We start from the raw sequence: 13,677 nt of genomic DNA on the forward strand, positions 1-13,677 counted from the left end.
TCAAACCATCATGAAAAATAAAAAAACAATCATTATAAGTAGCATTATACTAGTACTATTTGCTATTGTAGCTTACTTTTTTATTAAAGGAGACGATGCTATTATAATTGAAGCAAAAACAATAGAAGCTAAAAAAGCAACTATAACAACAATGGTTACTGCAACAGGAACTATTGAACCAACTAATCAAGTGGATGTAGGTACGCAAGTATCTGGAGTTGTAGAAAAAATATATGTAGATTATAACAGCGAAGTAAAAGAAGGACAGCTAATTGCAGAATTAGATAAAACAAACCTAAAAGCTTCTACAACACAAGCACAAGCGGGATATGATAACGCTGTAAGCCAAAGAAATTACATGAAAACTATTTACGATAGACAAAAAACGTTGTATGAAAATCAAGTGATTAGCAAATCAGATTTTGAGGATGCACAATACAATTATGAAACTGCAAAAGGAACAGTTACTCAAAGACTATCTGACCTGCAATCTGCAAGAACTAATTTAGGATATGCTAATATTTATTCACCAATTGACGGTGTAGTTTTATCTAGGGCAATTGATGTAGGACAAACAGTTGCAGCAAGTTTTAGTACACCAACTTTATTTACCATTGCTCAAGATTTAAAAGAAATGCAAGTAGAAGCAGATGTAGATGAAGCAGATATTGGATATGTTAAAAATGGACAACGTGTCTCTTTTACGGTTGATGCCTATATAGGTGAAACCTTTGAAGGGATTGTAACACAAGTAAGGCTAGACCCAACAGTAACATCAAATGTGGTGACCTATACCGTTGTTATTAAGGCAGATAATCCCGATTTAAAACTAAAACCTGGTTTAACAGCTACTATTTCTATTTACACCTTAGAATTGAAAGATGTTTTAACGGCTGAAGCTAAAGCCATAAACTTCAAACCAGAAGCAGAAACCTTAGCAACCTATAATACACTTCATAATTTGGCAGAAACCACAAATAATTCATCTAAAAATGAAACAACTCTTTGGGTACTTAAAAAAAATAGAAGTATCACGCCAAAAACAGTAACATTAGGGGCGAGTGATGGGGTAAATGTTCAAATATTAAGTGGTGTTGCAGAAGGTGAACAATTAGTGTATAGTTTAAAAGCCATTTCTAAATCTAAAGCTGGCTCAGGAGGTTCAAATGAAAGTCCGTTTATGCCACAAAGACCGGGAAGTAAAAAGAAATAACTTAATCATGAGTAAAGAAATTATTAGAATAGAAGATTTAACTCGTGAGTTTACCATGGGAGCTGAAACTGTACGTGCATTACGAGGCATCTCTTTCACAATAAAAGAAGGCGAGTTTGTTACCATAATGGGTTCTAGCGGATCGGGAAAAAGTACCTTATTGAATATTTTAGGATGCTTAGACCAACCAACTGCTGGAGTATATGAAATAGATGGTGTAAAAATGAAGGATTTAAGTAGAAATCAATTGGCAACAATACGCAACGAAAAAATTGGATTCATTTTTCAATCTTATAATTTATTGGCAAGAACATCAGCTTTAGAAAACATAGAATTACCTTTATTTTATAACAGTAAAGTATCTTCAGAAGAGCGCAGGGACAGAGCTTTAAAAGCCATTGAAATGGTTAGTTTAACGGATAGAATGGAACATACACCTTCTGAACTTTCTGGAGGGCAACAACAACGCGTAGCAATTGCACGCTCGTTAGTAAATAATCCAGTTATGATATTGGCTGATGAAGCCACTGGAAACTTGGATACGAGAACTGCCTACGAAATCATGACTATTTTTCAAGAGTTAAACAAACAAGGAATAACCATCATATTTGTAACACACGAGCCTGATATTGCAGCATTTAGTAACAGAACCATTGTTTTAAGAGATGGAAATATTATTCAAGATTATCAAAACCCTAAAATACTTTCTGCAGCAGAAGAACTAGCCAAATTACCTAAACAAGACGATTAATTATGAGACTATTAAATTTATTAAAAATAGCATTTAAAGCAATCATTCTTAATAAAACAAGAACATTGCTTACCATGTTAGGAATTATTATTGGGGTAGCTTCTGTAATTGCTATGTTAGCTATTGGTGAAGGTTCAAAAGAGAGTATTCGGACTACGATTTCAGCGATGGGTTCTAACATGATTACTATTAGACCTGGATCTGATGTCCGAGGTGGTGTTAGACAAGAACGAAGTGCCATGGAAACATTAACGCTGAATGATTACTATGCAATTAAAGAACAAGCCAACTTATTAACTTATATAACCCCATTGGTAAATGGTGGCGGACAAGTTATTAACGGCTCTAACAACTGGCCATCAACAATTTACGGGGTAAATCCAACATATTTAAAAATAAAAATTACCGAATTACAAAGCGGAAGTATGTTTACAGATGCTGAAGTACAATCGGCTGCTAAAGTGGCATTAATAGGTCAAACAGTTGTTGATAATGTTTTTCCTGATGGACAAGATCCTGTAGGACAAATGATTCGGTTTAATAACATTCCGTTTAAAATTATTGGTATTTTAGAGGAAAAAGGAGAAAATACATTTGGTCAAGATCAAGATGATGTGGTGATTGCGCCTTATACAACAGTACAAAAACGAATTTTGGCAATAGACCATTTAGAATCTATTATAGCATCGGCTATAAGTGAAGATGATGCACCAGAAGCTGTAACTCAAGTTTCTGAAATTTTACGAAAACAACACAAATTAACAGAAACCGAAGAAGACGATTTTCATGTACGTTCTATGGAAGAATTAATTTCAACCTTTAGTTCAACCAGTGAAATGTTAACAATTTTATTAGTCGCTGTTGCAAGTATATCCTTATTAATTGGGGGTATTGGTATTATGAATATTATGTATGTTTCTGTAAAAGAGCGAACTAAAGAAATTGGATTGCGAATGGCAGTAGGAGGAAAGGGTTCAGATATTTTAATGCAGTTTTTAATAGAAGCTATTTTAATAAGTATTACAGGTGGTATTCTCGGAGTATTATTAGGTCTTTCATCAACAGTATTTATTGAAAAATTCTTAAATTGGCCAACAAGTATTGCGTTGTATTCTATAATAATATCCTTTGCTGTCTGTGCAATTACAGGTATTTTTTTTGGATGGTATCCTGCAAAAAAGGCAGCTGCTTTAGATCCAATTACGGCATTACGTTACGAATAAATAAATTATGCATAAAAATAAAAAAATAACAGCTTTTTCGCATCTTCTAGTATGGTTAGTGCTATTTAGTATTCCGTATATATTATCGTATGGACAATCACAAGAGATTCGCAGAATTATAGCTCATTTTTGGATTCCTCTAGGGTTTTACGCTATTATTTTCTATGTCAATTATTTTATGCTAATTGATCGCTTTTTATTTACCAAAAAAATGTTGTTGTTTATTGGTATAAACCTTGGCATTATTGCATTGTTTATAATTTTAAAAGAAGAAATTGAAAATTCTTTTTTTCAAGAAATTATTAGAAAACAACCTAATAATGAGGAAGGTAATGGTCCGCCTTTTAAATTATTTATTTATGTTCAAATGCTGTCTTACGTTGCGCCATTACTTTTTTCTATAGCTATAAAAAGTACAAAACGATGGGTTAGAATAGAAGGGGAGCGCAAAGAAGCTACTAATTTTAAGTTGCAATCAGAATTACAACATTTGCATTATCAGTTACAACCGCATTTCTTTTTTAATTCGTTGAATAATATTTATTCAATGGTAGATATTTCACCAGGGCAAGCCAAATCATCTATACATAGTTTAAGTAAATTAATGCGATATATGTTGTATGAAACAAATATGGAATTAGTTCCGCTTTCAAAAGAAATTGATTTTATGAAAAAATATATTGCGTTAATGAAATTAAGAGTTTCCGACAAAATAAGGGTGAATTTTAATTTTCCTTCGGAAGAAACAGGTATTAAAATTGCTCCATTATTATTTATTTCTTTAATTGAAAATGCTTTTAAACACGGTGTTTCTGCTATTAAAGGGAGTAGTATAAATATTGAAATGAGTTGTAAAGAAAAAACAGTACGTTTTACTGTTGAAAACGATAATTTTCCTAAAAAGACAGACGATAAAAGTGGTTCAGGAATTGGGCTTCAAAATTTAGAGAAACGTTTACAATTACTGTATCCAAATAAATATAGCTTTAAAACTAGTGTAATAGAAGAGCGTTTTTTAGTATATTTAGAAATAGAAACAGTCTAAATTATGAGCAATCAAAAAATTACGTGCGTTATTGTAGATGATGAGCCGATGGCACTTAATTTAGTAGAAAGTTATGTAAATAAAACACCTTTTTTAGAACTGAAAAAAAAGTGTAATAGTGCTATTGAAGCTATGGAATTTATAAAAACGTATCCGGTAGATTTATTGTTTTTAGACATACAAATGCCAGATTTAACGGGTATTGAATTTTCTAAAATGCTACCCAAAGAAACACGTGTTATATTTACTACTGCCTTTGACCAATATGCGTTAGAAGGCATTAAAGTAGAGGCTTTAGACTACTTATTAAAACCTTTTGATTATGCTGAATTTTTAGCTGCAGCAAACAAAGCAGCTATTTGGTTTGAATTGGTTAAAAGAAAGCAACAAAATGAATTGCCAAATGAAAAAAAATTCCTCTTTGTAAAATCAGAATACAAACAGTTACGCATTAAATTGGCAGATGTATTGTATTTTGAAGGACTTAAAGATTACATTAAAATATGGCTAAAAGATGATCCAAAGCCCATTTTAACCCTTATGAGTTTGAAATCTTTAGAAGAAGAATTATCCGATACGCAATTTATGAGAGTACATAGATCTTTTATTGTGTCACTAAAAAATATTGAGGTTATAGAACGTAGTCAAATTATAATTAACAAACAGCGCATTACAGTCTCGGAGCAATACAAATATAAATTTTTAGAGTTTGTAAATAGTAATTCGTTGAACAATTAATTTTTTTATTTTACCGTTCTTATTGACAAATGGTTCTCCTAATGTTAATCAAACACTCTTTTTGTAAAACGGCAATAGGAGAGAAGAGGAATCTGTGTGGAATGGATAACTTTTTAATTAATAGTATTTAACAACCAAAACTCTAGCAATTTATCATTTTGTTTTTTCTGTATTCTTTCTGATAAGATTTTGGATAAAAGTTTATTATATTCTTGAGAGTTCTCATTTTTAGAAGCTTTCGAAAGTATAGGAATTAAATCTGTCAGGTCAATATTTTTTATGGTATTATGATTCCATTTTTTACCATTAATAGTAGGAGTTAGATAATTTATAGCTAATTGTAAACTCTTTTTATTTTCAGATTGATAATGCCACATATCCATCCCAACTTTATTTCCTAACTCAGCGATAGCTACTAAAGCTTGTAAATTAAAACAGCTATAAAAAAAAGACCTGGACCTTTCAAGTTCGTGAATTTGTCCGCCTTTATCATTTAGCATATCATCCAAACTTTGTTGTGCCAATGTTACCATCTTTTTTACTAAAGGCTTATTATCTAAATAATAGGCTAAAGTAGCTACTTGATATTTGTACCAAGAACCATGATTGTTTTTTTGTTCACTTCCTTTTTTACCCAAATCACTTTTTGTTAACCATGTTAAATAATCAGAAAACCATTTTGTAGTTTTTGTTTTATAATTAGTATTCCAATGCTTAGAAATTGAAAGTAGCTGTATCGCATCAGGAACAAACATGACAATAGATCGTCCATCTAAAATTCCTGAACGTCTATTGTTCGGATTGCCAGGAACACTTTGAGCAAATTCTAAGTTTGGGTTCATGAGTGTTTCTGAGTTGACAAACCAAGTGTCAATCATACTAATTGCCTTTTGAGCATACTTTTCATCATTGGTAAAATAATACGCAAGACTAAGATCTCGAACGCTCTTTCCCATAAATCCCAAACGTTTTCTATCTACTGCATCTGTTTGTGTATCAGGGTTTGTCTTTCCATCAAAACGTACCCAAGGTAATCCATCTTTCTTTTTTGTATCTGGCCACCAATATCTGCTAATACTCAAATAATCGTGTTTATTTCCTGTTGGTGGTAGTATAGTTTTATCCATTACAGATGGATTTTTACAGGTAAGTAAATTATCAGCATTTATAATTAGTTTTTCATAAGCCTTTAAAGTTTCATTAGTAGCAGTTCCATCAAAAATCATTGTTTTTGCCTTAGCTAATGCTAAAGAATCTAAATGTACAAATGAATTTGAAAATGCTACTGTACTTATAAAACACAGCGTAGTAATTATATAAATTTTCATTTTAAAGTCTTTTATCAATAAAAATCTATTCTGCATTTTTCCATGCTTCTTTAATGAATAATAAGTCTTTTTTTATTCGTGTAAAGACCTCTTTTTTATCAATAGTTATGTTATTACTTCCTTTTTCAGCACCTCCTAAATCGTACTCTACATGAAGTGAAACAGGTACATTAATTTTATATTTTTTAAGTAAAGAAAAGTAACGATTAAAATCTACCATGCCTTCACCTAAAGGAACATTAATTGGTTCCCATTTTCCATCTACAATTCCCCATTTAACATCTTTTAATACAATGGAGTTTATATACGGTTTTATACGTCTTAATCCAAGTTCCCAACTTTCACCACCTTCAATTACAGCATGCCTAATATCATATTGACTACCCATATATTTTCCGTTAGTTGCTTCTAAAATAGGTAGCAAATCCCAAACTGGTGCTCCAACATTCATTCCAGAATTATTTTGATACCCTCCAATAAGACCTAACTTTTCATTGAGAATTTCCAATTCTTTTGCCTGTTTACTATATAAAGCTTGACTTGTTGCAATAGGCGTATCTTCAGGGTATTTCAACCAATCTGTTCTATAATGCGTAAAACCTAATGCACTTGCCGTTTCCAAAACAGTTTTTGGCACTATATTGTGAGCATCCCAAACATTTGTAGACATCATTATTGGGTTAAGACCATGTTTTTTCATGGCTTCTACTGCTTTTGGCAAATCATCAATTACATTTTCAGGTAATACATGACCTTTCGGACGTACAGTTAAATCAACACCATCAAAACCCATTTCTGCAGCTGCTGCAGACATATCATTATAATTGAGAAATTGTAGGTGTTTTGAAAATAAATGTACATTTAGAGCATCTCCTGGTGTTAAGAAATTTTTATTTAATAAAGGGTTTGCAAAAGACATAAACGGAATGGCTGTTAAAGCCATAGCAGAAAGTTTAGAAAATTCCCTTCTTGAATAGTTAGTTGATTGCTTAATCATTTATATAAAATTTATCGATTATGTTTTATTTTGCATCTTCTGCTAAGATACATTAAATTGGTTAACCAATTTAAAAATGTATGATTTAGTAATTTATTGTTACAATTAACAGTCATGATATAAAATTATAGCTACAAATTAATAAACGAGAACTTCCTTTAGAAATGCTTTTGTATTCATGAGTTCCTTTAGAAAATAATAAATAAGGTTTACGAATAATCGCATATTTGAAATATTCTTAACCCAAGTGCAGAATATCGTAAAGAAAATGAATGCTTGTGGAATATTTAATATACGAGTTTGTAAAATTGATTGAGTATCAATTTTACAAATCTGCGAGGATGATGCGGCTGATAAATTATAACTATCAAATAAAATATAGAACATAAGCCGTAATTGCTTTTTACATAATTAATCACGTGCATTTTTATTTGATAAACAGGAGTTCTTGAATCTCCTAAAGTCGATTTGTCTAACGATATAGACCTAAAGGCACTATATCTGCAATTATGTGTAAATTACTCACAGCTTTTATATTTGTTTTGGAATTCGTGAATATTTGTATTTTCATTGCAATACTAATATTTGCCTGAAATACGGCTATACAGAAATTACTATATGAATGTATTATAATTTATATTATGTTAAATAGAGTATTTCAAAACCACATAAACAAAATAGTTTAGCCCCTTACTCTAACTTCACAACTAAAGTAGTCATACAACGCTTATTATGTACAATTGTAGTTTTAACATCCTCAACAAATGTTATATTTAGATTAGAAATTAGATTATCAAGAATATGTTGAGTTAATAAAAACCGAGTTGTTCCATCAGGTAATTCATAAACACCATTTTCTAAATGTTGAACTTTGTCTTCAATCCCAAAATTTGAAGCCATACGAATAAATAAAATTCCTTGTGATTTTAAAACTCTTAATAGCTCGTTCAACATTTTATTAAAATGATTTAAATCTTTAGCAAAATGCAATACTGCATTGCAAATTATATGGTTAAAACTGTTGGACTTGTATTTTATTTCTTCAATACTAGAAACATTAAAATTTTTCTTTTGTGTTGAATATATTTCTTTACAATATTCAATATCTTCAGCGCTTATATCAATTCCGTGAATTTCAAAATTTGAAGTGTAAAACCATTTTAAGTTTCTACCACTGCCACAGCCCGCATCTAAAATCTTTTCACCAGTTTGGTAACGATTTTTCAAGATTTGATCTAAAATATAAATATCAATATCTTTAATTGTAGTTTGTAGCTTTTGTAAATTCATATTATTTAATTTTAGTGTGCAAATTACAAATTCTTATGTACTAATCATTTTAAACTATCATAATTTGGTGAAGTAATCTTTCTAATTGCAGTACATTTGCACGATGCAAAAACAAACTTCTCAATTTGAGTTTATAGCTTTAATGGCAGCACTTATGTCTATTGTGGCATTGGCAATAGATGCGCTATTACCAGCACTTGATTTTATTGGAATTTCAATAGGAACTACACAAAGTGTTGATAATCAGCTATTAATAACAATGATTTTTTTAGGGCTTGGACTAGGGCCTTTATTTTTTGGTCCAATATCCGATAGTTTAGGTAGGAAGCCTATTGTGTATATGGGTTTTGGTTTGTTTATAATAGCAAGTTTAATTTGTATACATGCGGAGAGTCTTGAATTAATGATTTTTGGAAGAATTTTACAAGGCATAGGTCTTTCTGCACCAAGAACTATTAGTATTGCTATGGTTCGTGATTCTTATAGTGGTGATTATATGGCGCGAATAATGTCTTTTATAACCGTAGTTTTTATTTTGGTACCTATTGTTGCTCCTGCTATGGGAAAATTTGTTTTAGATCATTATAATTGGCAAGCTATATTCTACATACAATTAATTTTTAGTATTTTAGTTAGTGGTTGGTTTTGGTTGAGACAGCCTGAAACATTGGCTTTAAGTAAACGTGTAAAATTTACTAGTCATATATTTATAGATGGATTGAAAGAGGTTAGAAAATCGAAGAGAACCATTGGTTTTACCTTAATTTCAGGTTTTGTAACAGGTTCATTTATGGTTTATTTAAGCACTGCACAACAAATTTTTCAATTACAGTATGATTTGAAAGAACAGTTCCCCTATATATTTGCTGGTTTGGCAATTGCTATAGGTTCTGCCACTTTTTTAAATGGAGCACTTGTTGTAAAGTTTGGAATGGAAAAAATGGTTACCACTTCCCTCCTAACTTTTTTCGGAGTTTCATTACTTTATATCGTGTTATTTTCAGGAAATGCAAATCCGCCTATCGCAATTTTGTTAGCATTCTTTGGTTTACAGTTTTTTGCAATTGGCTTTTTATTTGGAAATTTAAGAGCTTTAGCGATGGAACCCGTAGGTCATATTGCTGGAATTGGTGCTGCGATCACCGGATTTATATCTACCATTATGGCTGTACCTATTAGTACTCTAATAGGTAGATTTGTTTTGAATACTGCAGTTCCATTGTTTGTTGGATTTTTGATATGTAGTATTTTTTCTATTTTAATTTTGATGTATTTAAAAATTAATAAGAAAAGAGAAATTAAGAGAGACCAAGTTGAAATTACTTAAAGAAAAAAGGTTTAGGCTCTAAAAATAGATACACTCTCAAACATTTATTGATCAATCGAGTTTATATTTAATGCTATTAACACTCCATTCTCAAAAATTGGATTTATTTCAATTGGATTGCAACAAATTTCACAATCTTCAATATATGTTTGGTTGGTTACTGATGTATCCATTAGCATAGAAATAGTTTCCCAGCAATAAGGACATTGGAAAAAGTGTTCTTCCATATTTTTAGATTATTTAAATAAAATTAATAGCGCTCCGGCAGCTGTAACAATAATTATAAATTTTCTATACAGTTGGTTATCAATTAGTTTCACAAGTTTAATTCCAGTATAAAAACCAATAATTATTGCAGGAGCTAATATAATATTTATTGAAATACTTTGTGTAGAAATTGTTTTCCAAGCGAACATATGAAAAGGAAGTTTAAAAACATTTATAATAAAAAATAGCCAAGCTGCAGTTCCAATAAATTCATTTTTTGGTAAGCGCATTGCTAAAAAATAGATGTTTGAAAACGATCCAGCTAAATTACCGATCATTGAAGTAAAACCCGATAAAAGTCCCATACTATTAGAAAAAAGGCGATTATTAGGAATTTCTGTAGATTTTCTTCGATCCATTAAAATCATTAATACAACTATTCCGAGGATTAAAATTGCCATAATAGATTTAAATACTTCATCAGAAATATCGTTTCCAAGCCAAACACCTACCAAAACTCCAATCACCATTGTTGGCATTAACTTGCTTAAATATTTCCATTGTGTATGCCGGTGATAGTATATGACGGCCATGATATCTGCAAAAACCATCATAGGTATGAGTGTTCCTGTAGAAGATTTTCCGCCAAAAACTAACGCCATTAAAGTTACAATTACAACCCCAATACCTTTTATGCCTGCTTTACCAACTCCTAATAAAAAGGCGCCTAAAAAAGCCAAAAACCAATTAAAATATGTTAAGTGGTATGAATCAATTAGGTTGAGGAAAGTTTGCAAATTATTTTCAATTTATAATAAAAAAAAGGACTGAATTTTAGTAATACAGTCCTTTTAAAAGAAATTTAATTAGTTTTTAACTTCATTTTCAGCATCTTCCTTCATTTTCTCATTCGGAATAAGTGCAATATTTACACGTCTATTTTTAGACCTTCCTTCCACGGTAGAATTATCAGCAATAGGCTGTTCTTCACCAAACCAATTGGTAGTAAATCTTGTAGAAACAAGCCCTTTGTTATTTGTAAAAAAGTTAGTTACTGCAAAAGCCCTATTTTTTGATAAAGTCATATTATAAGTGTCGGCACCGGTACTGTCAGTATGACCAACTACCAATACATTTGTATCAGGATATTCAATTAAAATATTTGCTAATTTATTTAATAAATTTTCTGAAGCACTATTAATAGCATATTGATTCGTATCAAAATATACACCACTATTCTCATCAAAAGTAATTACAATTCCGTCGTCAATACGTTCTACTACAGCGCCTGGAATTTCTTCTTCAATTTGCTGAGCTTGTTTGTCCATTTTTTTTCCAATTAGAACACCTGCTGCCCCACCTACTACTCCACCAATAACAGCACCTAATTCTCCTCCACTACCCTTTTTACCAGTATTATTTCCAATGATGGCACCTAAAATGGCTCCACCAGCAGCACCAATAGCTCCGCCTTTTTGAGTATTACTTGCATTTTTTGTTGCTTCACAACTACTAAAATTTAGAATTAAAATTAGAGAAAATAGTGTAATGGATATTCTTTGTATAAATGTTTTCATTATTCATTAATTTTTGAAAAGTTCATATTAATTTTAAATGGTTTTCCTTCTAACATAACAGTTTGCTGCCATTGCATTGAAGTTTCTGATAATTGAGTTAAATTTAATCTAAAACCTTTATTATCAGATGATTTATTTTTAATATTAGTTGGTTTTAGTAAAAAATCATATAATCCAGTAGTAGGATCAATTTCTTGAATTGTAAAGATAAAATAGCGTTCCCCTACTTCGCATTCTTGATTGTTTATAGTATAATTCCCTGTAGCATTATTTGGAATAAATCTCCAAGTACTTTCTTTAAAACAAGTTGCCATAGCATCATTTAGAAGTGTAACATCGAAATTTCCAGTTTCACTATAAGTAACTTCATTTAAGGCCCAATATCCCTTAATTACTTTTTTCGACTGGATAACGGTTTTTGGTGTTCCACAAGAAATTAATGTAAAAATTGTAATGAAAATAAGAATTGATTTTTTCATAAGATTATTTATTTGTTAGTCTCACAAAGTTAATGCATAATAAGATGAAACATAAGATTATTCATATAAATTTAAATGATCCTTTTTATTTATTGGGATACTAAAGGCTTCAATTGTTAGATGTATATTTGCAGTATGCACATAGAAATTCTTTTTGAAGACGATTTCATATTAATTGTAAATAAACCTAATAATTTACTAATTCACAATTCTTATTACGCTCGTAATATAAAAGAACCAACGTTACTAGATCTTTTACTTGAGCAGTTCAATCATAATTATTTTCCAGTTCACCGCTTAGATAGAAAAACATCAGGCGTCATTCTTTTAGCGAAGCAGAAGGAAAATGTTTCAATATTTCAGGAATTATTTAATTCAAATTTAATAGAGAAAACGTATTTAGGTATTGTTAGAGGGTTTCTAAATGACTCTATTAAGATTGAATCTCCTGTTAAAAATCCTGACACAAAAATTTACAAGAATGCAGAAACATTCTGTAAACCTTTATTAACTAAAAGTTTAGATATTGCCGTTAAGCCTTTCGAGACATCAAGATATAGTTTGGTTACGTTACAACCTTCGACAGGAAGAATGCATCAATTAAGAATTCATATGAATAAAATTAGTCATCCGATTGTAGGTGATTATAAATATGGTGATCGATTTCATAATAGAATGTTTGAAGATAATTTTAATTGTAAAAATTTATTTTTACACGCATACACCTTAAAATTAACGCACCCCATCACTAATAAAACGATTAAAATAGAAGCTGATTTACCAAAAGATTGGTACACAATTTTTACTAATTTTGATTGGAAATTATAGAATCGTTTTCAAATTTTAATTCTACATAATTTTTACTTCAAAATAACAATTTATAAGGATTTTCGTATAAAGTACTGATTAGAGGTGTTTTCACCCCAATAAAACAACTCTTTTCTAACTTAACTAGATCTTGTGTTTGATTAACAATAATCAAATCTAACAAGTGCGAATCCTATTTAATAGCATTTCAAAGAACTAAAATTTGAAAACGATCAATTATTTATTTTAAGCTAGCAAATTTTGTTGTTTTTCTTTTTTCATAATCAACAAAATAAGTTCAAAGACTTCTTTTTTAATATATTTGAAGTTATCAAAATAATTCGTAACCTCATTTTTTAAGAATTCATGATTGTCTCTAAATAGATTTTCTTTTTTTAAATAAATATTTTCAATTAGTAGCGCTAAATTAACTTTGTGTTCTTTAATCGATTCTATGAGTGTTTCACCCAATATAGCTTCATGATTTATACCGTTTAATAATAATTTAGCTTTCGTAAAATTATGGGTATCACACAATCCTATGATATATTCAGCTAATAATTCTTTTAAAAAATCTTGCTCTATTCTGATAAATTCAATCTCAGAAATCCAAGACCCTGTTTTATGGTGCAGGTACTCAATACTATTCATAAAAACGTCATTTTTTTGCTTTGGAATAATTTTTTTCATCACAG

Annotated in this window: 15 protein-coding genes; 7 read left to right on the forward strand and 8 right to left on the reverse strand. The window is 30.3% G+C overall.

The window, feature by feature from the left end:
* Positions 1 to 10 precede the first annotated feature (10 nt).
* The 5 genes from HKP59_RS09440 to HKP59_RS09460 are packed head-to-tail and all read left to right on the forward strand — an operon-like array spanning position 11 to position 4,970.
* A complete protein-coding gene (locus tag HKP59_RS09440; protein WP_291806103.1) occupies positions 11 to 1,213 on the forward strand; it encodes an efflux RND transporter periplasmic adaptor subunit in 1,203 nt (400 codons plus the stop codon).
* 7 nt (positions 1,214 to 1,220) lie between these two features.
* Positions 1,221 to 1,964, forward strand: coding sequence for an ABC transporter ATP-binding protein (locus tag HKP59_RS09445; protein WP_291806105.1), 744 nt, complete (start codon positions 1,221 to 1,223; stop codon positions 1,962 to 1,964).
* Between the two features lie 2 nt (positions 1,965 to 1,966).
* Entirely contained in the window at positions 1,967 to 3,187 is a 1,221-nt protein-coding gene (locus tag HKP59_RS09450; protein WP_291806107.1) for an ABC transporter permease, read from the forward strand.
* Positions 3,188 to 3,194: 7 nt separating this feature from the next.
* Positions 3,195 to 4,232: a histidine kinase gene (locus HKP59_RS09455; protein ID WP_291806109.1), complete on the forward strand. Its 1,038-nt coding sequence runs from the start codon at positions 3,195 to 3,197 to the stop codon at positions 4,230 to 4,232.
* Positions 4,233 to 4,235: 3 nt separating this feature from the next.
* A complete protein-coding gene (locus tag HKP59_RS09460) occupies positions 4,236 to 4,970 on the forward strand; it encodes a LytTR family DNA-binding domain-containing protein (protein ID WP_291806110.1) in 735 nt (244 codons plus the stop codon).
* A gap of 113 nt (positions 4,971 to 5,083) precedes the next feature.
* On the opposite strand, the gene HKP59_RS09465 is transcribed toward HKP59_RS09460, so the two are convergent.
* From HKP59_RS09465 to HKP59_RS09475, 3 genes are all read right to left on the reverse strand, one after another.
* On the reverse strand, positions 5,084 to 6,298 hold the full coding sequence (locus HKP59_RS09465) for an alginate lyase family protein (protein WP_291806112.1): 1,215 nt from the start codon (positions 6,296 to 6,298) through the stop codon (positions 5,084 to 5,086).
* Between the two features lie 25 nt (positions 6,299 to 6,323).
* The gene (locus tag HKP59_RS09470; protein ID WP_291806114.1) at positions 6,324 to 7,295 is read right to left on the reverse strand and encodes a TIM barrel protein; all 972 of its coding nucleotides are present in this window, start codon (positions 7,293 to 7,295) and stop codon (positions 6,324 to 6,326) included.
* 690 nt (positions 7,296 to 7,985) lie between these two features.
* On the reverse strand, positions 7,986 to 8,585 hold the full coding sequence (locus HKP59_RS09475; RefSeq protein ID WP_291806117.1) for a bifunctional 2-polyprenyl-6-hydroxyphenol methylase/3-demethylubiquinol 3-O-methyltransferase UbiG: 600 nt from the start codon (positions 8,583 to 8,585) through the stop codon (positions 7,986 to 7,988).
* Between the two features lie 103 nt (positions 8,586 to 8,688).
* Here HKP59_RS09475 and HKP59_RS09480 point away from each other — a divergent pair, with 103 nt between their 5' ends.
* Positions 8,689 to 9,912, forward strand: a complete 1,224-nt coding sequence (locus HKP59_RS09480; protein ID WP_291806120.1) for a multidrug effflux MFS transporter — start codon at positions 8,689 to 8,691, stop codon at positions 9,910 to 9,912.
* A 44-nt stretch (positions 9,913 to 9,956) separates the two neighbouring features.
* Here HKP59_RS09480 and HKP59_RS09485 read toward each other — a convergent pair whose 3' ends face one another.
* From HKP59_RS09485 to HKP59_RS09500, 4 genes are all read right to left on the reverse strand, one after another.
* Complete coding sequence (locus HKP59_RS09485; RefSeq protein WP_291806121.1) at positions 9,957 to 10,139, reverse strand: CPXCG motif-containing cysteine-rich protein; 183 nt, start codon at positions 10,137 to 10,139, stop codon at positions 9,957 to 9,959.
* Positions 10,140 to 10,148: 9 nt separating this feature from the next.
* Positions 10,149 to 10,859 (reverse strand): sulfite exporter TauE/SafE family protein, encoded by a 711-nt coding sequence (locus tag HKP59_RS09490; RefSeq protein WP_291806122.1) that lies wholly within the window; start codon positions 10,857 to 10,859, stop codon positions 10,149 to 10,151.
* Positions 10,860 to 10,985: 126 nt separating this feature from the next.
* The gene (locus tag HKP59_RS09495) at positions 10,986 to 11,696 is read right to left on the reverse strand and encodes an OmpA family protein (RefSeq protein ID WP_291806124.1); all 711 of its coding nucleotides are present in this window, start codon (positions 11,694 to 11,696) and stop codon (positions 10,986 to 10,988) included.
* Positions 11,696 to 12,175 carry a lipocalin family protein gene (locus tag HKP59_RS09500; RefSeq protein ID WP_291806126.1) on the reverse strand — a complete coding sequence of 160 codons (480 nt, stop codon included), beginning with the start codon at positions 12,173 to 12,175 and terminating at the stop codon, positions 11,696 to 11,698. Before HKP59_RS09500 ends, HKP59_RS09495 begins: the two co-directional genes overlap by 1 nt.
* Before the next feature lie 135 nt (positions 12,176 to 12,310).
* Here HKP59_RS09500 and HKP59_RS09505 point away from each other — a divergent pair, with 135 nt between their 5' ends.
* On the forward strand, positions 12,311 to 13,003 hold the full coding sequence (locus HKP59_RS09505) for a pseudouridine synthase (RefSeq protein ID WP_291806128.1): 693 nt from the start codon (positions 12,311 to 12,313) through the stop codon (positions 13,001 to 13,003).
* Positions 13,004 to 13,228: 225 nt separating this feature from the next.
* Here HKP59_RS09505 and HKP59_RS09510 read toward each other — a convergent pair whose 3' ends face one another.
* Positions 13,229 to 13,672: a hypothetical protein gene (locus HKP59_RS09510; RefSeq protein ID WP_291806130.1), complete on the reverse strand. Its 444-nt coding sequence runs from the start codon at positions 13,670 to 13,672 to the stop codon at positions 13,229 to 13,231.
* Positions 13,673 to 13,677: the final 5 nt, after the last annotated feature.

This window comes from Lutibacter sp. (genome assembly GCF_013041805.1).
Taxonomy (GTDB): domain Bacteria; phylum Bacteroidota; class Bacteroidia; order Flavobacteriales; family Flavobacteriaceae; genus Lutibacter.